Source organism: Ruegeria atlantica (assembly GCF_013032005.1).
Classification (GTDB): Bacteria; Pseudomonadota; Alphaproteobacteria; order Rhodobacterales; family Rhodobacteraceae; genus Ruegeria; species Ruegeria atlantica_A.
In genome coordinates this window covers 106,231-131,829 of sequence record NZ_WQBE01000007.1, presented here as the reverse complement: position 1 = coordinate 131,829, position 25,599 = coordinate 106,231, and the positions used below count along the sequence as shown (strand labels likewise).

The window sequence follows — 25,599 nt, the reverse complement described above, 5'->3', positions numbered from 1 at the left end:
GCATGTTCGTACTGCATTGCAGTAAGCCGACGTCAGTTCAATCGACCGTAAAAGGTCATGCGGGCACTCTCTGACAGTTCCACATCAGGTTCCGAGTTATAGGCCAACACGGCGAGCATTCTTGTCTTGTCACTCTCATTCGGTGAGACCCGGTGGATGGAATTTCTACCGCGAAACAGAACCAGCGTTCCTTGATCCATGTTCAGGATTTGTGGCTTCAATTCTTTGTCCAGAACGGCCCTGACACCTTCATAGTTCATGTCGCCTGCGCTCGCGTCCCGCAGGTCCTTTACATATTCGAAACGGCTACCGGCGTCGGGTTTCTGGATCAGCAATGTGATTGCGAACGAGGAATTGTCGAAATGCCAACCGAGTTCTTGTCCGCGGGTTGCGTAGTGAATGTTAATTGACGACAGCGGATCGACATAAGGGTGCAATTCAGCCTCGCCCGTGACCTGCTTGATGAAGCTGTGGAATGATGGGTCGTTATACAGGGTGCGCAGGGGCGATGTCGGTGACACCGCGTCGTCGCAGATACATCCTTTGGACGACTCCACTTGCCGATTTGCCGGGTGTGATGCGTCAAACTCTGGATTTGGCGGCGTTAGGTAGACCGAGTGGCTTTGAGTGCAGAAATATGCCTGGTCTTGTCCTGTCAAAGCCTCGGCTTGCATCATTGCCAGTGCTTCGGGGCGGATGAATTCCTCAAGGACCAAGACACCGTTTTCATTCAGTGACGATCTTGCCTTCGTACCGAAATCTTCATTTCCCAGAGGGTAACGCCCAAAGTCGACGATGTCTGCAATATTCATGCCACTGACCCATTTAGCAAAAGCTTAGAACGGGTGGATTAAACCTTTTCTGACAGCGCGAGAAAAGCTGCTTTTTCAGTGCGGCTTGTTTGCCTCCCAAGAACGAACCCAGGCGAATTCGGGTCGGGGGAACGCTTCAGCTTACTTAGAACGTCTCGGTACAGAATTGCCGCCCTTTGCCGCGGCAGCGCGTGCGCGGTTTTTCTTGCTGTTTGGCTTCCCTTTAGGCGGCGGCGGGCCCTTTGGGCTGCGGTTTGGTTTTTTGCCTTTACTGCTTAGGCTATCGCCATCGCGCTTGGGCTTAGTGTCGACTTTGGTTTTCTCAGGCGGCTTTGATCCCGTCTTTTTTCGCGCCTTCGCAGGCTGTGGATCGACAAGGCGAGGCGGTCTGCGCTCAGACTTTTGCGGGTCTCTCTTGCCTTTCACACCTCGTTTTGGGCCTGTCTTTGTCGGTTTCGAAAAGTCGGGGGCCGTGTCCAACCGCACGATGTCTTTTGTGCCCTCGACCTTCATCTCAGGTCCGATCGCGTCCAAAAATCCGGAAACGCTGCTCTCGCGAATTTCGATAAAGGTCACATCGTCAGCGATGCGGATCGCGCCGATATCGGATTTGGTGAGGTTCCCGGCCTTGCACACCATGGGAAGAACATAGCGCGGAGACGCGTTATCGTTGCGTCCTTCCGACAGCGAAAACCACACACTCGGGCCAAAAGGTGCCTCTGACTTTGTCCCTGTGGTTTTGACGTCGCTTAACTCTTCCGGAGCAGAATGCTGACGTTTGTATTGACGGACATAGGCCGCGGCGAGTTGTTCCGGCGAGAATCTGGCCACCAGTTCGTCGACCGATGTGCGCTCGCTCTCGACGAGATCCACCTGCCAGACGTCCGAGCCGAACATCCGCTGTAGATCCTGTGCATTGACTGCGTCTGCGGAAGGTGCCGGGCCCCAATCAGCAGTCAGTTTGGCGAATTTCATCAGCCGTTGGGCCTTTTTGAACGAAGCCGGTGCGACGATCAGGGCGCTGACCCCTTTACGCCCTGCGCGTCCAGTTCGACCTGAACGGTGCAGAAGAGTTTCGTGACTGTTGGGCAGTTCGGCATGGATCACCAGATCCAGATTCGGCAGGTCAATCCCGCGCGCGGCCACGTCGGTCGCCACACAGACGCGGGCACGCCCGTCGCGCATGGCCTGCAGGGCATTTGAGCGTTCGCTTTGGGTCAGCTCACCGGACAAAGCCACAACCGAGAACCCACGGTTCGACAGGCGGGCAGTCAGGCGTGCAACCATCGCACGTGTGTTGCAAAAGACGATGGCGTTCGGGGCCTCGTAATAACGCAGCACGTTGATGATCGCGTTTTCACCATCGCGCGGGGCCACATTCATCGCACGGTATTCGATATCGGCGTGTTGCGTCCGTTCACTGACGGTGCTTACACGCTCGGCGTCCCGTTGATACCGGGTGGCGAGGGTGGCAATGGCGCGCGGAACCGTGGCGGAAAACAACAGCGTTTGGCGGTCTGTGGGCGTTTCATCCAGAATGAACTCCAGATCCTCGCGGAACCCAAGGTCAAGCATTTCGTCGGCTTCATCCAAAACCACAGCGCGCACGGCCGTCAGATCAATCGACCCGCGCATGATATGATCGCGCAAACGCCCCGGTGTCGCGACCACGATATGCGCCCCACGTGACAGAGCCCGGCGTTCGTCGCGCATATCCATTCCGCCAACACATGAGGCAATGAACACCCCCGCGTCGGCGTAAAGCCATCCCAATTCGCGTTTGACCTGCATTGCCAGCTCTCGCGTTGGCGCAATCACCAGTGCCAAAGGCGCGTCTGCGGTGCCGAAAACCTGCGCATCGCCCAAAATGGTCGGCGCGATGGCCAGGCCGAACCCAATGGTTTTCCCCGATCCTGTCTGTGCCGAAACCAGCAGGTCTTTTCCTTGCAATTCAGGTGCGGACACGGCCTCTTGGACCGGGGTCAGGGTGTCATATCCTTTGCGCTTCAGCGCATCTGCGATTGTCTGTTTCATAGCTCGGCTTTCTTGGGTGATGCGGTCACCCTCAGAGCGTCCAACACACGGATCATCGTCGAAGCACGCTCCTTACCGAGAGACGAACCGGATGTATAGAGTGGAAGATGAATGGTCGCCGAACTGGCGGATTTTTCGACCACAGTCGTGCGGTGTGTTCCAAAAAAATCTGTGATCCAGCGTATTTTCCAGTTCAACGCCAAGGTGGTGGACTGTACCGTCCAACGTCATTTGCCCGGTAGGACAGGCAGCCGCACGGTCCTGCCTTACAAGCGCGTTAAGGGTTCGCCTATTTTATCTGTTTTCAGGGCAAAAACCCTGTTTGCGCCAAAATGGGCGAAAAAATTAACTGTGATTTCAACACTGTCCGGGGGGCTACGGGAAACCCCCTATATCGAAATTCAGGCCGATTCGTTAACTGTGTTTTATCGAACGGGTCATATCGGACGATACCACTTTTCCCCTGTGAGGGGCTGGCTACTTACCCCCTCGGCCGGCCCCTCAGTCACTGGCCGCGACCCGTTTCGATCCCCCTCTAGAAATAGGCTCTCAGGCGCTTTGCTCCAGAGATAGCAGTACTTGTGCAACCAGTTTGGGCAATTCAGAGGATCGGTCGTAGCATGCTGTATGTGGAATGTCGGCAACCGGTGATTTTCGATAACCTTCGGTGAACAACAAAAACGGCACTTGTGCACGTTGAGCGGTTTCGGCATCCACCTCGCTATCTCCGACAAACAACTGCGGACCGGCTGCGGTAACGGCGGCAAAGCTGGCCTCAAGATGGGCCGGGTCGGGTTTGCGGGTGTTCAGGCTGTCACCTCCAAGGACGGCATCGAAATGGGGTGCAAGCCCCATCGCCTCAAGCACATGGCGGGCAGGGGCTTCGGGTTTGTTGGTGCAAACCCCCAGAACGCAGCCCATGTCACGCAAATGTTCCAGCGCCTGCAACACACCGGGATAGACCACGGTTTTATCGCTGGAGGCGGCGTTGTAATGGGCAAGCGTCAACCGGGTCAGATCACCGTGCTGGACCATCGGCAGGTCGCAATGCTCAATCACACGCTCGACCAGTTTGGGTAGCCCGTTGCCAACAAATTGTTTGATCTGGTCCTGTGATAAGGGCGCTACGCCGGCGTCACGCAACATATTGTTCGCGGCCGCTGCAAGATCAGGAAGACTGTCCACGAGCGTTCCATCCAGGTCAAACATGATAGTCGCGGCCATTGACTGCCCCCTTGGTTTGATATTCTGAGAAAGTGGTACCCTGCCTGAATTTTTGGTGCAATCGTGCGAGGTTGGAGAATTCACCAGAACGGGCCTTGACATACCTGACTATTTTAATCAGATTATTATTTAAGTCCACAGCCAACCCCTGTCAGGGTCAGCCAGATCAAGTGAAACGCGAACAGATTAAGGCATTTCGCCCCAGCCCCCTCTGGAGTTGTCCTGATGAATATGCAGACCCCGAATCCCAGCCAATCCTATGCTGTATCCATGCTGCCATCGCATAAGGCCGAAGAACTGACCAATGGCGGTAACCTGGCCCATATCGAATTGGGCGACCAGCTGTATACGCTGCGCATCACCCGCGCAGGCAAATTGATCCTGACGAAATGAGCGCGAATTCCTCTCGGGGTGGGGCGGCTGTTGGCCGCTTAACTGACCTTGGCCCCGTCGAAGCCGGAGCTGTGATGTACTTGCGGCTTTGGGGTGATGGTGCCCAGGGCCGCGCAGATGCCGCCAGCGATTTTGAAATTGCGTTGGGCGCAGAATGCGGGCGCGCTGCGATGATGTCGCTTGACCGCCTGTGTTCGCTGTGCGCGCATCACGGGCGCCGCCCGTTGATCCGTCACGGATTGGGGTGTTCTTGTCTTGGCGCTGACGAAAATTGCTTTGCGCAGATGATCGCAGCGGCCTCTGAAGGGTCCCGTGAAGACGCGATGATGATGGCGTCCCTGATTGTGCGACCGGATTTTGCCCCCGCTCTGGCCTCATTATCAGAAGAACTTGGACTGGTGCTGCGACGCATGACCGCGTCGATTCCGCTGCCCACAACCGGGCACCACCCCCCCGCAGCCCTGCTGCATTAGGCAGCAGCGTGGCGCAGAACCCCGGCCGTCCCTAGGCCGGGGTTTATTTCTCAGCAGCAGCTGCACCCAGCATGGTGATGCCCGTGATCGCAGGCTGCGGCAGGGGTGAAATCACCCACTCCGGTCAAAACGTCCCGCAAAGCCCAGAGGATCATGTCGACGTCCTCGGCCTCGATCGTCAGCGGTGGGCGGATTTTCAGGATGTTGTCCTTGGGCCCTTCGCTGCCGATCAGAATACGATGATCGCGCATCCGGTTTTTGACGTATTTGCAGATTTCGGTGCCCTCGGAACCATTCGGGTTGATCAGTTCAACTCCCAGAAACAAGCCCATTCCGCGAACATCGCCGACGCACCCGAAATCAGTTTCGATCTGACGCAGCCCATCCATCAGGCGTGTACCCATTTTGCGGGCGTTGTCCTGCAGGCCCTCGTCATCAACGATGTCCAGCACCTCTTTGCCGATCCGGCACGACAGGGTCGAGCCACCAAAGGTTGAAAAGAACTCGATCCCGTTGTCAAAGCTTTGGGCGATCTCTTTGGTTGTGACCAGTACGCCCAGCGGATGACCGTTGCCGATGGGTTTGCCCATGACGATGATGTCTGGCAGCGCGCCTTGATGTTCAAAGCCGAAATAGTATTCGCCCAGTCGCCCAAGTCCGGTCTGCACCTCATCAGCAATGCAGACGCCGCCCGCAGCGCGGATTTTCTCATATACCGCTGGCAGGTAACCTTTGGGCGGAATGATTTGGCCGCCGACCGAGGGGAAGGTCTCGGCAATGAAACCTGCGACCCCGTGCCCCTTGTCTTGCAGAGCAGCGATTGCAGGGTCTACAAAATTCGCGAATTTTGTAGCGCGGTCCGGGTCGTCACGTTTGAATGACCCGCGATAGTCGTCGGCAACCTCAACCAGCTCGACCCAGTCGGCCTGACCGACACCGCCGGGTTTGTTGAACTTATAGGCCGAGATCGCAACAGCCGCGTTGGTGTTGCCATGATAGCCGTGATCCGGGGTGACAATGCCCTTGGCGCCGGTATGGGTGCGGGCCAGTCGCAAGGCCAACTCGTTCGCCTCGGTGCCTGAATTGACAAAAAAGCAGACCTCGAAATGATCCGGCAGTTTCGAGAGAATCTTGTCGGCAAAGGTCGTTTGGGCAGGGTGCAGATAGCGCGTATTTGAATTCATTCGCTTCAGCTGATCCGCCGCCACCGCCTGAATTCGCGGATGCGCATGGCCCACATGGGGGACGTTGTTATAGGCGTCCAGATAGGGCCGTCCCCATTCGTCAAACAGATGATGTTTCCACCCGCGCACCAGCATGACTGGATCGTCATAGGTCAGGCTAAGGTTGCTGCCGAAGTGGTCGTGCCGCCCCTGCAGGATCACCTGTTTATCTGTGGGCCGATAGAATACCTTGTCGTCTGGCAGGTTCAGCAATGCCGCGGGATTGGGGCAGACGGCGTGCCACAGCTCTATCTCATCCGGATCGCCGACACCGGGCCAGTCGGTCTGCATTCCATCCGTGGTCAGGGCCAGCTGGAAATGCACATGCGGGGCCCAGCCACCGTTCTGGCTGGCGTCCCCTAGCCGGGCAAAGGCCGCACCCTGCGCCACCGGATCGCCCGGCTTCAGACGGTCACAAACTTCGGGGTCCAGATGACCATAAAGAGTATAGAAGGGATCGCCCTCGGGCGTTTCGTGGTGCAGGATCACGACGCCGCCATAGTCCAAATGGGCGTCGCGGTTCTCGACCGCTTCGACCCGGCCGCTCATCGGCGCGTGCAGCACGGTGCCTGCCGGGGCAAACACATCCACCGCCAAATGCACGGTGCGCCGGTCCGAAGCCTTCCAGGGCCCCTTGCGGAACCCGGGCTCGGCATAGATCAGGCGGGGTTCGTTGTAATAGCCCAACCACAGGCCTTGGCCAAATTCCTCACCCACACGCGCGGCCTCTTCCAGTGGCATGTGGAACGGGTTCTGCGGCCAGGTCGAGTTCTCAACCGACAGCGAGCCCATGGGCGCATCGCTCAGATCCTGATTGAACATCAGGGCGAACTGGCCGCGATGTTCGGACAGATAGGCGTGGATGCGTTCGGCCCCGTCAGTAACGGGCAAACCGCAGGCCGTTCGTAGCCGCGCCGCCATCAGGTCACCGTTCACGCCCGCATTCTCAAGGAACCGCCATGCGGGGGCCTGACTGATCGTCACATAAGGATCATCCGGGTTCTCGATCGCCATAAGGGTCGAGTTTACAACGGACACCGCCAGCCGCATCCGCAGCAAGGGCCAGATCAAATCAATCTCATCGGGGCGCAGCCGATTAGCCGCGTGATAGCCCTGCACAAGAGCGGCAAGCGCGCGTTCCGGTTTAGGGCGATCCAGAACGATATAGGCCCCCGCAATCGCCAGATCACAGACACGCGGCGCAGCACACATATCGCCCAGATCAATCAGGCCCGAGATACTCTGACGCTGACCCAGTTCGCCCTCAACCAGAATGTTGTAGTCGTTGACGTCATTATGGATCGCCTGTTTCGGCAGTTCCGCCAACGGACCCGAGATCGCTGCGAACTGGTCACAAATCTCGGACAGCAAAACCCGACGAGCAGGATCAGTGATCGCATCCAGCCGATCGGCGATCCAACCGGCTTGCGTAAGGTCCCATTTGAAATCTGCACGATGCAGCCCGTCATGGGTAAACCGCTCCAACGCTTTGTCGGTGGCACCCAGAACACGCCCCAATTTCAAGATCAACGCCTCGGATTTAGGCGCGGCCTTGGCGTAACATTGCCCCGGCAGGCATTCCAGCAACCAGACCAGCCGCATCTGCCCTTGCTGATCGGCAATTTGCGGCAGCTGCGCCCCAGTAAGGGCGGGATAGACCTGAGGGAATGGCAGCCCCGGCGCCTCACCCGCGATATGGGCCAATGCCTTGACCTGCAGATCAACGAACTCTGCTTCGCATCCGGGGCGCATGACTTTCAGTACATAATCCTGACCATTGGTAGCCCGCACCATAAAGTTCAGATCATATTCGCCATCCAGCCGCGTCAGCTTGGCGTCCAGCCCCCAATGGGCGCGCAGGGCATCCGCCCAGAATACGGTCAAGTCGCTCATACGCTTCCCTGTCCAATTTTCACGAGGTTCCCCTTCATCTGGCCGAAAATATCCTCGGGGGTGAATTGGCCGAACGGTCCAAAAGGGGGCAGACAGCCCCCCAATGCCGTCAGTCCAACGCGCGCAACCGCTTGAACAGCGAAGATGTATCCCACCGTCCGCCGCCCAGCTTTTGCACATCTTTGTAGAATTGATCGACCAACGCCGTAACCGGCAGGGACGCCCCGGTTTCGTTTGCCGTCTCAAGGCAAATCCCCAGATCCTTGCGCATCCAGTCAACCGCAAAACCGTGTTCGAAATGATCATCCAGCATGGTTTCATAGCGGTTCGCCATCTGCCAGCTGCCCGCAGCGCCCTGGCTGATCACCTCAACAACGGATCGACCGTCCAATCCGGCTTTTTCAGCGAAATGTAGCGCTTCGCTGAGACCCTGAACCAGACCGGCAATGGCGATCTGGTTGCTCATCTTGGTCATCTGCCCTGCGCCGCTGTCGCCGATCCGACGGCAGATCTTGGAATAGACCTGCATGATCGGTTCAGCCGCATCATAGGCGGCCTGATCACCACCGCACATGATCGACAAGACGCCATTCTCGGCTCCCGCCTGACCACCCGAGATCGGGGCGTCAACAAATGCGATACCCTTGCTTTGGCCCGCGGCATAAAGCTCACGGGTCACCTTGGCGGAAACGGTGGTGTGATCAACGAAAGTTGTGCCGTCGGCCATTCCGTCAAAGGCACCATTTTCACCCGTGCAAACCATCCGCAGGTCATCATCGTTGCCGACGCAGGCCATGACGAACTCCGCGCCCTGGGCGGCCTCTTTTGGGGTGGTTGCCATCGCGCCACCATGTTGGGCAACCCAGGCTTCGGCCTTTGCGGCAGTGCGATTGTATACGGTTACTTCATGGCCCGCCGCCTGCAGGTGACCGGCCATTGGATAGCCCATGACGCCCAAACCCAGAAACGCAACTTTTGCCATATTGTGATCCTCTCTGTTGTCCGGGCCATTTCATTTGGCGGGCCGGATTGCCAGGCAGAGACAAAGCAAAGCCGCGCGCAAAGAGCAACCCCGTGTCAGGGTTTGCCACCCAAATCCTGCAGGATCGGACAATCAGGCCGGTCATCTCCGGCACAGGCGTCGATCAGGTGACCCAGCGTATCGCGCATCGCGTTGAGGTCGGCGATCTTGGTTTCGATCTGCGCCAGATGCGCGCGGGCAACCTTTTTGACATCGGCACTGGCGCGGGTTTCATCCTCATAAAGGGCCATCAGAGTGCGGCAATCCTCGATCGTGAACCCCAGCGCGCGGGCGCGGCCCAGAAAGTTCAGCTTATGCACGTCCTGTTCGCGGAACCGACGATAGCCGTTGTCGTCCCGCATAGGTTTGATCAGGCCGATATCCTCGTAATACCGGATCGTCTTGGCGGGCAGGCCGGTCTGGGTTGCAACGTCTCCGATATTCATGGCGTCACCGTTTGGGATGTGTGGTCTTGGGATGTATCGGGCAGCGCAGCCCGGACACGGCGCAGGCGCAGCGCGTTGGCGACCACGAAGACGCTGGACAACGCCATTGCCCCGGCAGCGAGGGCAGGGGACAACAGATGCCCGCTGAACGGGAACAGCACCCCAGCAGCCACCGGGATCAGAAGGATGTTGTAACCAAAGGCCCATCCCAGGTTCTGGCGAATGTTGCGCATGGTGCGGCGGCTGATCTCGACCGCATTGGCCACACCGCGCAGATCACCCGACATCAACACCACATCCGCCGTTTCAATCGCCACGTCAGTGCCGGTTCCTATGGCCACGCCGATATCCGCCGCCGCCAACGCTGGGGCATCGTTAATACCGTCGCCGACAAACGCCAATGTGCCGAATTGTTCACGCAGCGCGGTGATCGCGGTCAGTTTACCGTCCGGCAAAACCTCGGCCGTGACATGGTCGATGCCCAGCCTGCCGGCCAGCGCTTGTGCAGTGCGGGCATTGTCGCCGGTCACCATCGCCAGTTTCAGGCCCATCGCGTGCAATCGTTCTAACGCGTCCTGCGTGCCGGGTTTCACCGGGTCCGAGACCGCCAATAGAGCCGCCGCCTGACCGTCAATGGCGACGAACAGAGGTGTGGCACCTTCGCTGGCGCGCAGATCGGCCTCGGCAGTCAGAGTGGTTAAGTCCACCCCGTTCTGCGCCATCAGCCGCGGCGACCCGATCAACAGATCGTATCCGTCGACCGTCGCTTGAACGCCTAGCCCGGTTAGGGATTTAAATGCGGATATTGCGGGCAGATCGTCCGGGCCCGCGCGGGTGATTGCGGTGGCAATGGGGTGTTCTGACTGCGCCTCTACCGCTGCGGCTAACCGCAGAACGGTGTCGCGATCAAAGCCGTTCGTGGTGGTCACGCTTTCCAGTTCGGGCCGCCCCAGCGTCAGGGTTCCGGTCTTGTCCAGCGCGATGACCTTAGCCTGCTGCAATTGCTGCAGCGCATCGCCTTTGCGGAACAAAACCCCCAGTTCAGCAGCGCGCCCGGTGCCGACCATGATCGAGGTCGGCGTCGCCAGACCCATCGCGCAGGGGCAGGCAATGATCAGGACCGAGACCCCGGTAACCAGTGCCATCGGCAGCGCAGGCGCGGGGCCAAAGATCAGCCAGACGACAATCGTCAGCAGTGCGGCGGCGATGACTACCGGCACGAACCAAGCGGTGATGCGGTCGACCAACCCCTGAATCGGCAGCTTGACCCCTTGCGCCTGTTCGACCATCCGAATGACCTGCGCCAGAACCGTGTCAGCCCCGACCCGCGTGGCGCGCAGGCGCAGCGCGCCGGTGCCGTTGACCGTTCCGCCAACAACCTGATCGGTTGGGGATTTGCCCACAGGAACGGGCTCGCCCGTGATCATGCTTTCATCCACGTAGGAGGTGCCCTCAAGCACCTCTGCGTCCACAGGAACCCGCTCACCTGGGCGGATTTGCAGGATGTCCCCAACAGTAATGTCGGCGATCGGACGGTCGATGAAGCGACCGTCCATTTCGACCCGCGCGGTTTTGGGTTGCAAGCCTACCAGTTTGCGGATTGCGGCCCCGGTGCGGCCCTTAGCGCGGGCTTCCATCACGCGACCCAGCAAGATCAAAACGACGATGACCGAGGCGGCCTCGAAATACACGTTTGCGCTGCCCTGCGGTAGGATCTGCGGCGCAAAGGTGGCCGTGGCCGAGAACAAGTACGCCGCGCCCGTGCCCAATGCCACAAGCGCATTCATATCCGGCGATCCGCGCAGCAGCGAGGGGATGCCCTTTGCGTAGAAAACCCGCCCGGGCCCCAGCAAAATCACTGAGGTCAGCGCGAATTGGATCAGATGGCTGGTTTGCGCGCCGATGCTTGCCTGCACCCAGTGATGGAAAGCCGGGATCATATGCCCGCCCATCTCTAATACGAACACGGGCAGGGCCAGGATGGCGGCAAACAGGGTGGCGCGGGTCAGCGCATGGGCCTCTTCGGTTTTGCGCCCATCGGTCTGGGGGTCGGCGGCGTCCGCCACGCGCGCCGGATACCCGGCCTCTTCGCAGCGTTTCGCCAGCACCTGTGGATCGGTTGCGCCGTCTACATAGGTGATTTGCGCGCTTTCCGTGGCCAGATTGACCTGAGCGTCGACCACTGCCGGATCAGATTTCAACGCGCGCTCGATTTTAGAGACGCACGAGGCACAGCTCATACCGGCGATCTTCAGGGTCGTTTGCCGGGTCGCAGCGGGATATCCGGCATGTGACAGTGCGTTGATCAAACCGCCGACCTGACCGTCATAGGTAACCTGCGCGGTTTCCGTCGCAAAGTTGACCGATGCGTCAGACACACCCGGCACATCCAGCAAGGCGCTTTCCACCCGACCGACGCAAGAGGCACATCCCATGCCTGAGATTTTCAACTGAGTTGTCTGCGGCGCAGCCATCCGACTCATCCTATCGTCACTTTTACCCTCCAGATGAGGGTTCCAGTCACGGGAAGGTCAAGGGGTCATGTCAGATTTCCGTAGAATTCCGCAGCGCAGATCAATTGTTCGATAGCTGATCAAGCAAAAGGGAATCGTGCGAAAAGGGAAGAGGGGAACGCACGGATTCAGGCGAGGCAAAAAACGCCAACGCAAGGCCCATAGCCAGCAACAGTGCCCCAATCAGGCCGAGATGAACAACATTCAAGGCAAAGCGTAGCATGGTTGTGGACCCTATTATCTGATTTAGTTTGCGAATTTTGGGTGCAACGGGGTCAGGACCGTTGCGCTAGTTGCTGTCTTAGTTTTTCGTTCTCGGCCTGTAACTGAGCCAGTTGTTGGCCCAGCGCGTTAAGATGCGGGCGCAACTCGGCTTCGGTAAAGCGGGGTGTGATGTTGCTGGGGCAGTTCCAGTCCAGCGCCTCGACCCGAATTCGGACGGCGCGTTCGGCGGGGGCTTTTGCATCTTCGGGATAAAGGTCGGCGGCGGCGGCCGCGCCCTCAGTAAACTCCACCCGACCCAAAATCTTGAGGCGCCTCTGGTTGGCATAATCCATCAGGATCAGGGCGATCCGGTCGTTTCCATCCAGGTTCCCGCGCGAAATATACTGTTTATTCCCCGTGAAATCGGCGTATCCGATGGTCTTTGGGTCCAGAACCTTTAGAAACCCAATCGGTCCGCCGCGATATTGAACGTAAGGCCAGCCGGTCTCGGAAACGGTGGACTGATAGAATCCATCGCGCGCTTCGATAAAGGCCTTTTCAACCGGTCCGATCTGATGGCCTTGCTGCGGACCGCCGTCAACAAACTTGGCGTAAGTCTTGGCTGAGCCCATCCTTTCCTGATGCGCACGGACGGCTGGTGTAAATGTCAGTTCGGAAAAGGCACGCGGCATGTTTTTACCCCTTTACAACCCCAGGTCAGACAGCCCGGAGTGATCATCGGGACGGGGCCCTTGTGGCCAATGAAACAGGCGATCGCCCTCGGAAATTGGTAAGTCGTTTAATGAGGTATAGCGTTTGGCCATCCGCCCATCTTGTGCAAATTCCCAGTTCTCGTTGCCATAGGACCGAAACCACTGTCCGCTGTCGTCCCGCCATTCGTATGCATAGCGCACGGCGATACGGTTGCCGGAAAAGGCCCACAGTTCCTTTATTAAACGATAGTCCAGTTCCTTGCTCCACTTTCGGGTCAAAAAGGCGTGGATTTCGGCGTGACCGTTTAGGAATTCTGCCCTGTTTCGCCACTGGCTGTCATCAGTATAGGCCGGAGTGACCACATCCGGGTCGCGGCTGTTCCAAGCGTTTTCCGCCATTCGGACTTTTTGTTTGGCGGTTTCCAAACTGAATGGGGGCAGCGGGGGTCGGCTCATTGCGTGGTCTTTCATGTCAGTATGGCTGCAAGCATCGCCAAGGTTAAAACAACCGGGACGTACTGGGGTGGGAAAAGGCTGGCATGGTGTCTCATCTGAACGCTCCATGGTTTACAGATCGGTACATCTTGTTGGCAATGTGTACCGATCTGTAAACTTTTGCAAGTCTTATTTTGAAATTTCACCGCAGCGCACTCTACGGTTGCCGTGAGGACAGTGCGGTATTATGTACTGATCTGTACATGTAGGAGGTGACACATGCGCCCAAACAAACGCGATGAACTGGTCCGCAAGTCTTTGCAGGTCTTTTATCGTGACGGATTTCACGCCACCGGAATGGACAAGCTGGTGGTGGAAACGGGCGTGTCAAAAACCTCGATGTACAAACACTTTCGCACCAAGGAAGAGCTGATTCTGGCTGCCTTGCAGTTGCGGGATGAGAACTTCCGAAAAGAGTTCTTTTCTCGGATCGAGGAGCTTGCAGATACCCCTGTCGGCCAGTTGCTCGCCAGTTTCGATGCGCTGGGCGAGTGGTTTGATGAGAAAGAATACCGCGGATGCATGTTCATCAAAGCAGGGGCGGAGTATCAGGAAATTGACCACCCGATCCACAAGCAATCCGCCGAGCACAAGCGCATATTGCTCGATCATTTTATCGATCTGGCTCGGAAGGCCGGTGCCCGTGATCCAGAACATCTGGCCTGCCAGATTGTTCTATTGCAGGAAGGCGCGATTGTGACGGCTGTGTTCTTGAAAACCTGTGACCCGGCGGGGGATGCTAAGGCGGCTGCCCGGGTCTTGCTGGACGCGGCGCTGGCCTGACCGGACCCGAACGTTCAAAAGAACGTTACGTTCCAACGCGTTGGGTGGATTGGATTGCAATGCCTCCAAAGCTACCTTGATCAACGGAAGATTTGGGGAGGATACCGCATGCAGCTATTTACCACGACCGCCAGTTGGGTAACCGAAGAACACCGGATGTTTGCCGAAATGGCGGATCGGTTCATGGATGATGAGCTGATCCCCAACATCGAAAGCTGGATCGAAAATGGTGTCGTGGATCGCGACATGTGGCGCAAGGCTGGCGACATGGGGCTAATGGCGGGCGCGATCCCCGAGGTTTACGGCGGTGTAGGTGGTGGCATCGGATTTGATGCAGTTACGATGTACGCGCAATCCTCGCACGGGGATTCCGGCTGGGGGTATGCGATCCAATCCATCATCATTCACTACATCAACGCCTATGGCAGCGAGGATCAAAAGCAAAACTGGTTACCGAAACTGGCGTCGGGCGAGATGGTCGGCGCGCTTGCCATGACCGAACCAGGGACCGGCTCGGATGTGCAGGCCATTCGCACGACGGCCGACAAGGATGGAAATTCCTACCGTTTGAACGGATCCAAGATATTCATCACCAACGGGCAATCGGCAGACTTGATCCTTGTGGCGTGCAAGACGGACAGGGCGCTGGGCTCAAAAGGGGTTTCACTGATTGGGGTTGAGACCGAGGGCGCCGAGGGTTTTCGTAAGGGGCGTAACCTCAAGAAGCTGGGGATGAAGGCCAATGACACGGCTGAGCTGTTCTTTGAAGACGTTAAGGTGCCTATGACCAACCTTCTGGGCGCGGAAGAGGGGCAGGGGTTCTACCAAATGATGAACCAATTGCCCTGGGAACGCCTGACGATTGGCATCGGTGCGCTGGGCGCAATTGATTTCGCCATCGCTGAGACGGTGAAGTACACGCAAGAACGCAAGGCATTTGGTCAACGGGTGATGGATTTCCAGAACACCCGCTTCAAGCTGGCCGAGTGCAAGACCAAGGCTGAGGTTTTGCGCAGCTTCGTCAATGATTGCATCGCGCGGCTTGAAGCTGGCACGCTGGATGCGGCGACCGCTTCGATGGTGAAATACTGGGGGTCGGAAGTTCAAAACGAAATCATGCACGAATGCTTGCAGCTGTTCGGTGGGTATGGGTTCATGATGGAATACCCGATTGCCCGCCTTTACGCGGATGCCCGCGTTCAGATGATCTATGGCGGCACCAATGAGATCATGAAGGAACTCATTGCCCGATCCTTGGATACTTAATCAGACCGGTTACTCCCGCCCGTCATCAATGTTTCTGGCGAAACATCTCCTCCCGTTGGGCCAGGCCGGCGCGGGCTATGCGCGCGCCGGCCTGGCCCCTCCTCCTTCCGCAGGACGCAAGGCCGAAGGCGGCGCAGAGCCGCATTGCACCTCTGGCTTACGTGTTGGGGGCCTGATCAATCTGACCTTGCAGCCACGCTCGGAATGATCTGAGTGGTTCGGATTCCGCCCGCGATTGTGGCCAGACCAGATAGAAATTCCCAAGGCTGACACCCGGACCGTGCCACGCTGGGACAAGCCGCCCCGCTGCCAGATCAGCCTCGATCAAGTAACTTGGAAGCAATGCCACGCCCAGCCCGTGGATAGTGGCCTGTCCCATGGTCGAGAACTGATCGAATAGCATTCCCTGTATCCCAGAAACCTCGCGGCCTTGTGCGGCGAACCATTCCTCCCAGGCTTCGGGGCGTGTTTCCAAATGCAACAGAGGCGCTTTGATCAACCACTCAATGTCATCGCTGTCGTCGGGCAGCATATCGGGTGCGCAAACGGGCACCACATCTTCGCGCATAATGGGCAGGTAATTCACGCCGGCCCAGTCGCGTTGACCAAAGTGGATCGCGGCGTCGAATTGTTCCGTGTCGAAATCAAAGGGCCGCAGCCGCGTATTCAGATTTACCGTGACTTCTGGATGGCGGCGGGCGAAATCCTGCAGGCGTGGCGCCAGCCAGTGCATGCCGAATGCAGGCAGGATCGACAGGTTTAGCGACCCTCCGGTCGGGTTGGCCTTGAGCTTCAGCGACGCCTGCGCCAGTTGGTTCAGCGCTTTGCGGGCGACCTGGACATATTCCTTTGCCGCAGGCGTCAGATGCAACCGCATTTGGCTGCGCTGGATAAGGGCGACGCCAAGCTGTTCCTCCATCGTCTTGAGCTGACGGCTGATTGCGCTTTGCGTCAGTGACAGCTCTTCGGCGGCGGCAGAGGCGCTGCCAAGGCGATCAACGGCCTCAAGCGCCAGCAAAGAGGGGATCGAGGGCAAAAAGCGGCGCGGGGCGATCATATGACAAATCCTCATACCTTTCGAAAGGAATATCACTGGCTTTTGCCGCGCGCCAGCCCGATACAAATGCAGGTATTTCTTCAGGGTATGTGCGTGTAAGCCTGTGCATCGGATCGGAGGTTTATTTCCCGGGTGCTTGCGACTTTCTTTTGCCTCTGCCCTCGAATGCCTGCAAGAAAGGGGGGGTGCTGCTGCGGCAACACTCCGGATTAAGTCACACAGGATCAGGGAACTGGCCATGGATCGCGCTCAGATCGTTCACGAGAATTTCCTGACCCGAGTCGCACAGCGCGATTTACCCGACGGGGCCGCCCCCAGACCGGGTCTGAGCAACCCCGATGCGGTGTCATTGTTTCGGTCGCAAGTCCTCAGCCGTGCGCTGGACCGCACCAGCCGTGCGATGCAAAAGGCGGGGCAGGGCTTCTATACGATAGGCTCTTCGGGGCACGAGGGGATGGCAGCCGTCGCCCACGCGCTGCGCCCGACCGACATTGCCTTTCTGCATTATCGCGATGCGGCGTTTCAGATTGCCCGGGCCGAACAGGTGCCGGGCCAGCAGATCGCCTGGGACATGTTGCTTAGCTTTGCATGTTCCAAGGATGACCCGACCTCGGGCGGGCGACACAAGGTGCTGGGTTCAAAGGCGCTGACGATCCCGCCGCAGACCTCGACCATTGCCAGCCACCTGCCCAAAGCGGTGGGCGCGGCCTATAGCCTGGGCGCGGCCCGGCGGCATGATCCGGAACACCGCGAGTTGCCCTTGGACGGGATTGCTGTTTGCTCTTTTGGGGATGCTTCGGCCAACCATTCGACCGCGCAGGGGGCGTTCAACACGGCCGGTTGGACCAGCGTGCAATCGACGCCGTTACCGTTGTTGTTCGTCTGCGAGGATAACGGGATTGGAATCTCGGTGAAGACACCGAAGGGCTGGATTCAATCGTCGATGGAGCATCGGCCGGGCGTCAAGTATTTCCAAGCCAATGGGTTAGACATATTCGAGACTTACGCCGTGGCCAAGGAAGCCGCCGATTACGTGCGAACCCGCCGAAAACCCGCCTTTCTGCACCTGAAAACAGTGCGCCTCTACGGTCACGCCGGGGCGGATGTGCCGACCACCTACCTGCCTAAAGCCGAGGTCGAAGCTGATGAGGCCAACGACCCGCTGCTGCATACTGTGCGTTTGTTGGATCAAGCGGGCGCGTTGCAGCCGGATCAGGCGTTGAAGATTTACAATGACACCTGCGCCCGCACGGATCGCATCGCCGCCGAGGCCGCCACCCGCCCTCACTTGTCAGATGCCGCCGAGGTGGTGGCCAGTCTGGTTCCACCGAAACGTATCTGCAAACCCACCAACGGCCCGGATGCCGAGGCGCGCGCCAAAGCCTTTGGCGGCGATTTGCGGGCGATGAATGACCCCCAGCCCATGAGCCGCCTGATCAACTGGGCGCTGACAGATCTGATGCTGGAACACGGTGAAGTCGTCTGTATGGGTGAAGACGTGGGCCGTAAGGGAGGCGTCTATGGTGTGACGCAGAAATTGCAACAACGCTTTGGTCCGGATCGGGTGATCGACACGCTGTTGGACGAGCAATCCATACTTGGGCTGGCGATAGGAATGGGGCACAACGGCTTTATTCCGATCCCCGAAATTCAGTTCCTGGCCTATCTGCACAATGCCGAAGATCAGATCAGGGGCGAGGCCGCGACACTACCGTTCTTCTCAAACGGGCAGTTCACAAACCCGATGGTGCTGCGGATTGCGGGGCTGGGGTATCAGAAAGGGTTCGGCGGGCATTTCCACAACGACAATTCCCTGGCGGTGCTGCGCGACATTCCCGGCGTGATCATTGCCTGTCCGTCCTCTGGTGCAGATGCGGCACAGATGCTGCGTGAATGCGTGCGGTTGGCGCGGGAAGAGCAAAGGGTGGTGGTGTTTCTAGAGCCCATCGCGCTCTATCCGATGCGCGATTTGCACGGGGCGCAAGATGGCGGATGGATGACCACCTACCCTTCGCCGGATCAACGTATTTCGTTGGGTGAGGTTGGCGTGCATGGGGATGGCACCGATCTGGCCATCGTGACCTATGGCAACGGGCATTATCTGTCGCAACAGGCGCTGCCCAAGCTGGACGCAGCCGGGATAAAGACGCGCATCATCGACATGCGCTGGCTGGCGCCTTTGCCAGTCGAGGCCCTGCGCGAGGCCACCAAGCCCTGTGCACATGTTCTGGTCGTGGATGAATGCCGCCGCACCGGCAGCCAGTCCGAGGCGCTGATGACGTTCTTCGCCGAAGAAAATCCCGCAACGCCAACCGCACGCGTTGTGGCCGAGGATTGCTTTATCGCCACGGGTCCGGCCTATGCCGCGCCACTGCCATCCAAGGGCGGTATCGTTGCCGCCGCGCTGAAACTGGCCGGAGGCCGCCAATGACCCGCACAGCCGTCGTCATCTGCCCCGGTCGGGGCACCTATAACAAGCCCGAGCTGGGTTATCTGCACCGCCATCACGCGCAGCGGATAGACCTGTTCCACAGCTTCGACGCCATCGGTGCCGAGACGGGGCAGGACGCCGTGACCGCCCTGGATGGTGCAGGCCGGTATACGATGTCCAAGTATTCGCGGGGCGATGTGGCCTCGCCCTTGATCTATGCGGCCTCGTTTGCCGATGCGCAGGCTTTGGCGGACGATATCGAGGTTGTCGCAGTCACCGGTAATTCGATGGGCTGGTATATTGCCCTGGCTGCTGGTGGTGCGCTGTCGCCGCAGGATGGTTTTCGGGTGGTGAACACGATGGGCACGCTGATGCAGGAACAGCTGATTGGCGGGCAGCTTGTCTATCCATATGCGGGCGACGATTGGCGGGATGCTCCGGCGCGCAAGGCCGAGTTGCTGGCGGATGTGGCGCGGATCAACGCAACCGACGGGTGTGATCTGGCGCTGTCCATCGATCTGGGTGGGATGTTGGTGCTGGCCGGGAACGAAGCGGGGTTGAAGGCGTTCGAAGCTTCTCAGCCTGTTGTACAGGAACGCTTTCCGATGCGGTTGGCGAACCACGCGGCGTTTCATACGTCCTTGCAGACTCCGGTCGCTGCGGAAGGGCGCGCGCGACTGGCACCGGATCTGTTTGCGCAGCCTGATCGCCCTTTGATCGATGGGCGCGGCAAAATCTGGTGGCCGGGCGCGACAGATACGCAGGCGCTTTGGGATTACACTCTGGGCCATCAGGTGACCGAGACCTATGACTTTACCCGCGCCATCCAGACCGCTGCGCGCGAGTTCGCTCCGGACCTGTTCATCGTCACCGGCCCGGGCGCGACCCTGGGGGGTGCCGTGGCGCAATCACTGGTTCTGGCCGATTGGAAGGGCATGTCGGACAAGGCGGCGTTTCAGGCACAACAACAAGCCGAGCCTTTTCTGATCGCCATGGGCCGCGATGATCAAAGGGCACTTGCAACCGGCTGAATCAGCCCCGATGATCCGCGCAAAATTCTGGAGCCCAGCGTGAGTGACCACAACCAATCCCTGTGGTTGAAAACCTGCCGCGAGCATGTGGAAGACCGCCCCCTAAGCGGTGATCTAACGGTTGATCTGGCCGTAATCGGCGGCGGCTATACTGGCTGTTCCGCAGCATTGACGGCAGCGCAGGCCGGGGCGTCGGTCTGCCTGTTGGAGGCGCAAGGCATTGGCCACGGCGGTTCAGGCCGAAACGTCGGTCTGGCGAATGCGGGGCTGTGGTTGCCGCCCGAGGATATCCGCGCGCATCTGGGCAAGCGGGCCGGGGATCGGTTGATCGATCTTTTGGCCGCGGCACCTGCGGATGTGTTTGACCTGATCGAACGGCATGGCATCGACTGTGATTCTGTTCGCAATGGGACGTTACACTGCGCGCATTCCGCCTCGGGCCTGCAGGATTTGCAGAGGCGTCACGCCCAGTTGAGCGCCACTGGAGCCCCGGTTAAATTGCTGCCCGCCGATCAGGCTACCCAACGGACTGGCAGCGCGGCATTCCATGGCGCGCTGTTTGATCCGCGTGCGGGGACGATTCACCCATTGGGCTATGTGCGTGGTCTGGCCCGTGCCGCTGCCGAGGCCGGGGCGCGGATTGTCACCCAATGCCCGGTGCAGTCGATGCAGTACGACAACGGTCAATGGGTGCTGAAAACCCCGCATGGCTCGGTGCGGGCGAAATCGGTAATTCAGGCCACCAATGCCTATCATCAGGGTCTTCAAGATACCGCCCCAGACTATGTTCCGGTCTATTACTTCCAGTTCTTTACGGCTCCGCTGTCGGACAATCTGCGGGCCAGTATTCTGCCGGGGGCGGAGGGGTGCTGGGACACCGGGTTGGTCATGACCTCTTTCCGTATGGATGCCGAAGGGCGGCTGATAATCGGGGGCATGGGCGATCTGGGGCAGGCGGGCCGGGCGGTTCACGCGGCTTGGAGCAGGCGCAAGCTGGCCGAGCTGTTTCCACAACTTTCCGGTCAGTCGTTGACCCAAGGCTGGCATGGGCGCATCGCCATGACCTCGGACCACATCCCCAAGATCACGCAGATCGGTCCCAATGCCCTTTCAGCACACGGATATTCTGGACGGGGCATCGGTCCGGGTACGGTTTTTGGCCGCTTAATGGCAGAAAGCCTGCTGCAGGACGACCCGAGGCTGCTGCCTGTGCCTGCGGTTCCTGAATACCGCGAAAGCTGGACCGCCCTGCGACGTGCTTATTTCGAGACCGGCGCGACGTTGATGCATTTGATCAAGGCACGGTTCTGATCCGCGACCGCCCCGGTGATCAATTCTGCAGCGTCGTGGCAATGGCCTCGATCCGTGCGCGCAACCAGCGATGGGCCGGGTCATTGGCCGAGCGTTGATGCCAGACCATGTAGATCGAGACCGGCTCGCACTCGAACGGCAGTGGCGCGCAGTCCAGTGCCGCCAACGGCCCGTATTTCATCAGCACAGTGTCCGTCGATATCAGGTCGCTGCCCTTCACAAAGGACGGAATTGCGTGGAAATGCGGCAAGGTGACGGTTGGTGGCCGAATCTGGCTTTGGTCCACACCACGCATCACAGCGCGGGAACTGCGTCCGTCGGTAAATCGCACTTCAATATGCTCAGACTGGCAATAGGCCTGCCAACTGTCTGGCGGATTGCGCTGATCGGCATCGTAGAAAATCATTAGCGGGCTGATCAGTACGCGTTTTTGAAAAATATCCGGCCCATCGGGCGGCAGCGGGGTCAGCATCAACTGACACCGGTCGTTGCGCAGCAGGTCGGGGTCGGGGACGCCGGACGGGATGAACCTCAGCCGCAGACGCACGCCTTCAGCCCGAAGCGCGCGCAGCAATGGCGGAAAGATCAGGTCGCGCGGCATGTCGTTGGTGGCGACCTGGATGCTGATCTCATCGGCCAGCGGATCAAACGGACGCTCGTCAGTCAGCGCCCGCATGCCGTCCAGCACCTGTTGTACCGGCTCTTTCAGTGATAAGGCGCGCTCGGTCGGGGTCAGGCCCTGACCCGAGCGCACGAACAACGGATCCCCCAGAACCTGCCGCAGTTTGGCCAGCGTGTGGCTGATTGCCGATTGCGTCACACCCAACCGGTCGGCAGCCTTTGAGACCGAGCTTTCCTCGAGGATCGTCAGAAAGGTGCGCAAGACTTTGCCGTCCAGATCGGTGAAATCAGTTTTGCTCATATCATCTATGACTATTCATGAATGGATTTGCTGTCTACGGCGCATTAGGTGACAGTCAGCAACAGGAGGCGCGCAATGGGAATCCGCTTTTTCTCGGATAAGAACAGACCTGTCCATATGGGCCGGTATCCGCTGGAGCGGTTGGAGCGGCAGATCGAGATGCCGGATCTGTCTGTAGTGCCCCCGATGCCAAAGCTGAGATTTCGCCAACCGGACCAACCCGAAAGCATCGTCAACGCGATGGGTGAGTTTCAGGCAATGATGGACGCCATCCGCGACGGGTTCGTGAATCCGGTGAGATCAGAGATTCCGGCGGACCCGTCCGAGCGCGCCAACCACCTTAAGGCATTTGGCTATTTCAATGATGCCTCGATGATGGGCTGCGGCCCGTTGCCGTCTGAGGCGTTGTTGTCTGAGCCACGTCGCAACCCCGATATCGACCGGTTGGCCCATGCGCTGAAGACGCGACAGACCAAGACGTTGGCTTCGGGGATCGACCTGATCATGGCGGACCTGAAGGAAAGCATGGAGGCCGCGCCCAAACCGATGGACACGCATCGCCACACCATCGTTTTTCTGTACGAACACAATCGTGATCCAGACCCGGCCGAGCCAGGGGCCGAGTGGATCATCGACGCGCAGGATCATCGTGCCTGTCTGCTGGCGACCGAGAACGCGGTGGTGATCGCCAATTACATCCGCCTGCTGGGTTATGATGCGCGGGCGCATACCGCGATGTCGTCCGAGGTTGATCTGGGCCGGCTGGCAGTGGCGGCGGGTCTAGCCACGGTTGAGGGTGGCGACATAGTGGCCCCGTGGTTGGGCAAACGGTTCGGTCTGGCCGCCGTAACGACCGAGTTAGAGATCACGCATGACCAGCCTCTGTTGCCCATGGCGCAACAGCCGTGGTTTCACACACAGGGTCCGGCCTGGTGGTTGGGCACCGGGTTTGCCAAGAACGCCTTGAACCGCGACGTTTACGCCAAACGGCGCTATGTGGACGGCGCACATCCGTTCGAAAAGCTTAAACGCGTTGAGAGCCCTACCACTTATATCGACGAAGAAAATGTCGCCCGCGTCCCCAAGCGTGCTGACATGTTCGCCCGTGCGTTGTTTGGCGATATGGGCAAACCGCTGCAGGACGCGGCAAAGGGTGGGCATTATGTCCGCAAATCTGCCCCCAGCTTTGCGCAGCGCCGGGCGCTTGGGGCCTTCGTGCTTTTGCAGGATGGTGAAAGTGCTGAGGTGTCGCAGCCTACCGATGCCGCGCGCAATGCCGCGAATATTAAGGCCGCAAGCTATTTTCTAAGTGCCGATGCCGTTGGCCTCAGCCGGTGCCCTGAATGGAGCTGGTATTCCCACGACGCTGCTGGAGAGGAAATCAACCCCCCGCATGATCAGGCGATCAGTATGATCATCGACCAGGGGCGTGAAACCATGGAAGGGTCCAGTGGTGACGACTGGATCGCGGTCAGCCAGTCCATGCGGGCTTACTTGCGGTTTTCCCTTCTTGGCGGCGTGATTGCGCAGCAAATCCGTAACCTCGGATACCAGGCCAAGGCGCATACCGTCATGGACGGCGAAGTGCTGCAACCGCCGCTGTTGCTTCTGTCTGGTCTGGGTGAGGTCAGTCGGATCGGAGAGGTGATCCTGAACCCCTATCTGGGTCCGCGCCTGAAGTCCGGTGTGGTGACAACGGATATGCCGATTAGCCACGACAAGCCCATCGATTTCGGTCTGCAGAGCTTTTGCGAGGCATGCAACAAATGCGCGCGTGAATGTCCTTCGGGGGCGATCACGGCCGGGCCGAAGCTGATGTTCAACGGCTATGAAATCTGGAAATCCGACAGCCAGAAATGTGCCACGTACCGGATCGGCACGTCCGGTGGGGCCATGTGCGGACGGTGCATGAAAACCTGTCCATGGAACCTTGAGGGTATTTTCCAGGAGCGCCCCTTTCGCTGGGCCGCGATCAACCTGCCACAAGCAGCACCTGTGTTGGCAAAACTGGATGATGCGGTCGGCAATGGCAGTTTGAACGACACCAAGAAATGGTGGTGGGATATCGAGTTGCAGACTGACGGCGCCTATCGTCCCACCGCGCACCCGCTGAACCGGCGTGGTTTGCAAACAGACCTGGACCTGAAATACGAAGACCAGACTTTGGCGGTATACCCCGCCTATCTGGCGCCGCACCCGTGGCCCTATCCCTTTGCGATGGACCGCGAGGCCGGGATTGCTGCCTATCAGGCGATGGTCACGGCTGAGGAATACAAGGCCCGCAAAGCGGCCGGTGATGTGTCGGTAATCCACCGCTACACTATTGCGGGCGACGCGCCAGTGATGCGGGTTGAGCTGACCAAAGTCGACAAGATGACGGCGGATGTGACCAAGTACGAATTTGCGGCCATCGACGGCGCGCCCTTGCCCGACTGGACCGCAGGGGCGCATTTGGACGTGCTGGTCGCGCCGGAATTCCTGCGGCAGTTTTCTATGTCTGGCGATCCGTCTGACCGGTCCTCCTATCAAATCGGAGTGCTGCGCGAGGATGACGGGCGCGGCGGCTCAGCCCTTTTGCACCGTATCTTTAACGAAGGGCGCAAGGTGTTCATCTCAAAACCGATCAACCATTTCGAATTGGATGAGACGGCCACCAAGACCTTTCTGATGGGCGGCGGGATTGGCATTACCCCTATGATCGCCTTTGCCCACCGTTTGCACGCGCTGGGCAAGCCGTTTGTGCTTCATTATTCCTCCAGCACCCGTGCCAGCGCCGGATATCTGGACGATCTGGCGGCGATGCCCTGGGCGGAACATGTACATTTTCATTTCTCGGACGAAGGCACCCGCGCCGATCTGGATGCGGTTCTGTCGGGCTACCAACCGGGTTGGCACGTTTATACCTGTGGGCCGGACCGCTACATGGACAGTGTGATACGTGCGGCCGAGGCGCAGGGCTTCCCCGAGGACGCGCGGCATCTAGAGTATTTCTCGGTCCCTGAACAGCCTGAATATGAAAACCATCCGTTCACCTTACGGCTGGCAATATCGGGTCGGGAATTGATCGTACCTGTGGAAAAGGACGCCGCACAGGTGTTGACCGAGGCGGGGATTCACGTGGACGTCAAATGCTCAGACGGCATATGTGGGGTCTGCAAATGCGGTGTGATTTCGGGAGACGTTGAACATCGCGATTTCGTTCTGTCGAACCAGCAACGCGCGGATGCGATGATCCTGTGCCAAAGTCGCGCGGCGCAGCCAGACGGTGTGATCGAGATCGACCTCTGACCTCAGGTCTGGAAACGACATCGGGTAACATGAAATTTGGTCGCTCCTGCCATGGACGCGGCCATG

General features: G+C 58.9%; 20 protein-coding genes. 9 read left to right on the top strand and 11 right to left on the bottom strand.

All coding sequences use genetic code 11. The annotated features are described in order from the left end of the window. Positions 1-32 precede the first annotated feature (32 nt). Together GOX21_RS14330 and GOX21_RS14325 are read right to left on the bottom strand one after the other, a co-directional pair. The gene (locus GOX21_RS14330) at positions 33-812 is read right to left on the bottom strand and encodes a HalD/BesD family halogenase (RefSeq protein WP_170378070.1); all 780 of its coding nucleotides are present in this window, start codon (positions 810-812) and stop codon (positions 33-35) included. A 141-nt stretch (positions 813-953) separates the two neighbouring features. Beyond that, a complete protein-coding gene (locus GOX21_RS14325) occupies positions 954-2,846 on the bottom strand; it encodes a DEAD/DEAH box helicase (RefSeq protein WP_170378068.1) in 1,893 nt (630 codons plus the stop codon). 111 nt (positions 2,847-2,957) lie between these two features. On the opposite strand from GOX21_RS14325, the gene GOX21_RS14320 reads away from it, so the two are divergent. Further along, complete coding sequence (locus GOX21_RS14320; protein ID WP_170378066.1) at positions 2,958-3,419, top strand: hypothetical protein; 462 nt, start codon at positions 2,958-2,960, stop codon at positions 3,417-3,419. On the opposite strand, the gene gph is transcribed toward GOX21_RS14320, so the two are convergent. Then, on the bottom strand, positions 3,396-4,070 hold the full coding sequence (gph, locus tag GOX21_RS14315) for a phosphoglycolate phosphatase (protein WP_170378064.1): 675 nt from the start codon (positions 4,068-4,070) through the stop codon (positions 3,396-3,398). The two genes, GOX21_RS14320 and gph, sit on opposite strands and share 24 nt — an antisense overlap. A 225-nt stretch (positions 4,071-4,295) precedes the next feature. Here gph and hemP point away from each other — a divergent pair, with 225 nt between their 5' ends. Together hemP and GOX21_RS14305 are read left to right on the top strand one after the other, a co-directional pair. Beyond that, positions 4,296-4,463 carry a hemin uptake protein HemP gene (gene hemP / locus GOX21_RS14310; protein WP_170350842.1) on the top strand — a complete coding sequence of 56 codons (168 nt, stop codon included), beginning with the start codon at positions 4,296-4,298 and terminating at the stop codon, positions 4,461-4,463. After that, entirely contained in the window at positions 4,460-4,936 is a 477-nt protein-coding gene (locus GOX21_RS14305) for a hypothetical protein (protein ID WP_170378062.1), read from the top strand. The genes hemP and GOX21_RS14305 overlap by 4 nt, the downstream gene beginning before the upstream one ends. A 50-nt stretch (positions 4,937-4,986) precedes the next feature. Here the strand turns inward: GOX21_RS14305 and GOX21_RS14300 are convergent, their stop codons facing one another. The 6 genes from GOX21_RS14300 to GOX21_RS14275 all read right to left on the bottom strand — a co-directional run bounded on the left by GOX21_RS14300 (position 4,987) and on the right by GOX21_RS14275 (position 13,405). Continuing rightward, on the bottom strand, positions 4,987-8,052 hold the full coding sequence (locus GOX21_RS14300) for an aminotransferase class III-fold pyridoxal phosphate-dependent enzyme (protein ID WP_170378060.1): 3,066 nt from the start codon (positions 8,050-8,052) through the stop codon (positions 4,987-4,989). 109 nt (positions 8,053-8,161) lie between these two features. After that, complete coding sequence (locus GOX21_RS14295) at positions 8,162-9,034, bottom strand: NAD(P)-dependent oxidoreductase (protein ID WP_170350845.1); 873 nt, start codon at positions 9,032-9,034, stop codon at positions 8,162-8,164. Between the two features lie 95 nt (positions 9,035-9,129). Beyond that, the gene (cueR, locus tag GOX21_RS14290; RefSeq protein ID WP_170362056.1) at positions 9,130-9,519 is read right to left on the bottom strand and encodes a Cu(I)-responsive transcriptional regulator; all 390 of its coding nucleotides are present in this window, start codon (positions 9,517-9,519) and stop codon (positions 9,130-9,132) included. After that, positions 9,516-11,993 carry a heavy metal translocating P-type ATPase gene (locus GOX21_RS14285; RefSeq protein WP_170378058.1) on the bottom strand — a complete coding sequence of 826 codons (2,478 nt, stop codon included), beginning with the start codon at positions 11,991-11,993 and terminating at the stop codon, positions 9,516-9,518. The genes cueR and GOX21_RS14285 overlap by 4 nt, the downstream gene beginning before the upstream one ends. Positions 11,994-12,307: 314 nt before the next feature. Beyond that, on the bottom strand, positions 12,308-12,928 hold the full coding sequence (locus GOX21_RS14280; protein ID WP_170378056.1) for a pyridoxamine 5'-phosphate oxidase family protein: 621 nt from the start codon (positions 12,926-12,928) through the stop codon (positions 12,308-12,310). 12 nt (positions 12,929-12,940) lie between these two features. Next, on the bottom strand, positions 12,941-13,405 hold the full coding sequence (locus tag GOX21_RS14275) for a DUF1348 family protein (RefSeq protein ID WP_170350849.1): 465 nt from the start codon (positions 13,403-13,405) through the stop codon (positions 12,941-12,943). A 258-nt stretch (positions 13,406-13,663) separates the two neighbouring features. Here GOX21_RS14275 and GOX21_RS14270 point away from each other — a divergent pair, with 258 nt between their 5' ends. After that, the gene (locus tag GOX21_RS14270) at positions 13,664-14,227 is read left to right on the top strand and encodes a TetR/AcrR family transcriptional regulator (RefSeq protein WP_170350850.1); all 564 of its coding nucleotides are present in this window, start codon (positions 13,664-13,666) and stop codon (positions 14,225-14,227) included. A gap of 108 nt (positions 14,228-14,335) precedes the next feature. Further along, positions 14,336-15,493 (top strand): acyl-CoA dehydrogenase family protein, encoded by a 1,158-nt coding sequence (locus GOX21_RS14265; RefSeq protein WP_170378054.1) that lies wholly within the window; start codon positions 14,336-14,338, stop codon positions 15,491-15,493. A gap of 157 nt (positions 15,494-15,650) precedes the next feature. On the opposite strand, the gene GOX21_RS14260 is transcribed toward GOX21_RS14265, so the two are convergent. After that, positions 15,651-16,550, bottom strand: a complete 900-nt coding sequence (locus GOX21_RS14260; protein WP_170350852.1) for a LysR substrate-binding domain-containing protein — start codon at positions 16,548-16,550, stop codon at positions 15,651-15,653. 238 nt (positions 16,551-16,788) lie between these two features. Here GOX21_RS14260 and GOX21_RS14255 point away from each other — a divergent pair, with 238 nt between their 5' ends. The 3 genes from GOX21_RS14255 to GOX21_RS14245 are packed head-to-tail and all read left to right on the top strand — an operon-like array spanning position 16,789 to position 21,323. Beyond that, a complete protein-coding gene (locus tag GOX21_RS14255; protein WP_170378052.1) occupies positions 16,789-18,981 on the top strand; it encodes a dehydrogenase E1 component subunit alpha/beta in 2,193 nt (730 codons plus the stop codon). Further along, a complete protein-coding gene (locus tag GOX21_RS14250; protein WP_170378050.1) occupies positions 18,978-20,012 on the top strand; it encodes an ACP S-malonyltransferase in 1,035 nt (344 codons plus the stop codon). The genes GOX21_RS14255 and GOX21_RS14250 overlap by 4 nt, the downstream gene beginning before the upstream one ends. Before the next feature lie 39 nt (positions 20,013-20,051). Continuing rightward, positions 20,052-21,323, top strand: coding sequence for an NAD(P)/FAD-dependent oxidoreductase (locus tag GOX21_RS14245; protein ID WP_170378048.1), 1,272 nt, complete (start codon positions 20,052-20,054; stop codon positions 21,321-21,323). A gap of 19 nt (positions 21,324-21,342) precedes the next feature. Here the strand turns inward: GOX21_RS14245 and GOX21_RS14240 are convergent, their stop codons facing one another. Continuing rightward, on the bottom strand, positions 21,343-22,245 hold the full coding sequence (locus GOX21_RS14240; protein ID WP_170378045.1) for a LysR family transcriptional regulator: 903 nt from the start codon (positions 22,243-22,245) through the stop codon (positions 21,343-21,345). A gap of 75 nt (positions 22,246-22,320) precedes the next feature. Between GOX21_RS14240 and GOX21_RS14235 the strand changes: the two genes are divergently transcribed. After that, positions 22,321-25,533, top strand: coding sequence for a 2Fe-2S iron-sulfur cluster-binding protein (locus GOX21_RS14235; protein ID WP_170378043.1), 3,213 nt, complete (start codon positions 22,321-22,323; stop codon positions 25,531-25,533). The last annotated feature ends 66 nt before the right edge of the window (positions 25,534-25,599 follow it).

Coding starts and splice junctions, on each gene's coding strand:
- GOX21_RS14275 (WP_170350849.1), bottom strand. CDS start 13,405: ATGAGCCGACCCCCGCTGCCCCCATTCAGTTTGGAAACCGCCAAACAA.
- GOX21_RS14320 (WP_170378066.1), top strand. CDS start 2,958: ATGGTCGCCGAACTGGCGGATTTTTCGACCACAGTCGTGCGGTGTGTT.
- GOX21_RS14305 (WP_170378062.1), top strand. CDS start 4,460: ATGAGCGCGAATTCCTCTCGGGGTGGGGCGGCTGTTGGCCGCTTAACT.
- GOX21_RS14240 (WP_170378045.1), bottom strand. CDS start 22,245: ATGAGCAAAACTGATTTCACCGATCTGGACGGCAAAGTCTTGCGCACC.
- gph (WP_170378064.1), bottom strand. CDS start 4,070: ATGGCCGCGACTATCATGTTTGACCTGGATGGAACGCTCGTGGACAGT.
- GOX21_RS14295 (WP_170350845.1), bottom strand. CDS start 9,034: ATGGCAAAAGTTGCGTTTCTGGGTTTGGGCGTCATGGGCTATCCAATG.
- GOX21_RS14250 (WP_170378050.1), top strand. CDS start 18,978: ATGACCCGCACAGCCGTCGTCATCTGCCCCGGTCGGGGCACCTATAAC.
- GOX21_RS14265 (WP_170378054.1), top strand. CDS start 14,336: ATGCAGCTATTTACCACGACCGCCAGTTGGGTAACCGAAGAACACCGG.
- GOX21_RS14260 (WP_170350852.1), bottom strand. CDS start 16,550: ATGATCGCCCCGCGCCGCTTTTTGCCCTCGATCCCCTCTTTGCTGGCG.
- GOX21_RS14235 (WP_170378043.1), top strand. CDS start 22,321: ATGGGAATCCGCTTTTTCTCGGATAAGAACAGACCTGTCCATATGGGC.
- cueR (WP_170362056.1), bottom strand. CDS start 9,519: ATGAATATCGGAGACGTTGCAACCCAGACCGGCCTGCCCGCCAAGACG.
- GOX21_RS14330 (WP_170378070.1), bottom strand. CDS start 812: ATGAATATTGCAGACATCGTCGACTTTGGGCGTTACCCTCTGGGAAAT.
- GOX21_RS14280 (WP_170378056.1), bottom strand. CDS start 12,928: ATGCCGCGTGCCTTTTCCGAACTGACATTTACACCAGCCGTCCGTGCG.
- GOX21_RS14255 (WP_170378052.1), top strand. CDS start 16,789: ATGGATCGCGCTCAGATCGTTCACGAGAATTTCCTGACCCGAGTCGCA.
- GOX21_RS14300 (WP_170378060.1), bottom strand. CDS start 8,052: ATGAGCGACTTGACCGTATTCTGGGCGGATGCCCTGCGCGCCCATTGG.
- GOX21_RS14270 (WP_170350850.1), top strand. CDS start 13,664: ATGCGCCCAAACAAACGCGATGAACTGGTCCGCAAGTCTTTGCAGGTC.
- hemP (WP_170350842.1), top strand. CDS start 4,296: ATGAATATGCAGACCCCGAATCCCAGCCAATCCTATGCTGTATCCATG.
- GOX21_RS14285 (WP_170378058.1), bottom strand. CDS start 11,993: ATGGCTGCGCCGCAGACAACTCAGTTGAAAATCTCAGGCATGGGATGT.
- GOX21_RS14325 (WP_170378068.1), bottom strand. CDS start 2,846: ATGAAACAGACAATCGCAGATGCGCTGAAGCGCAAAGGATATGACACC.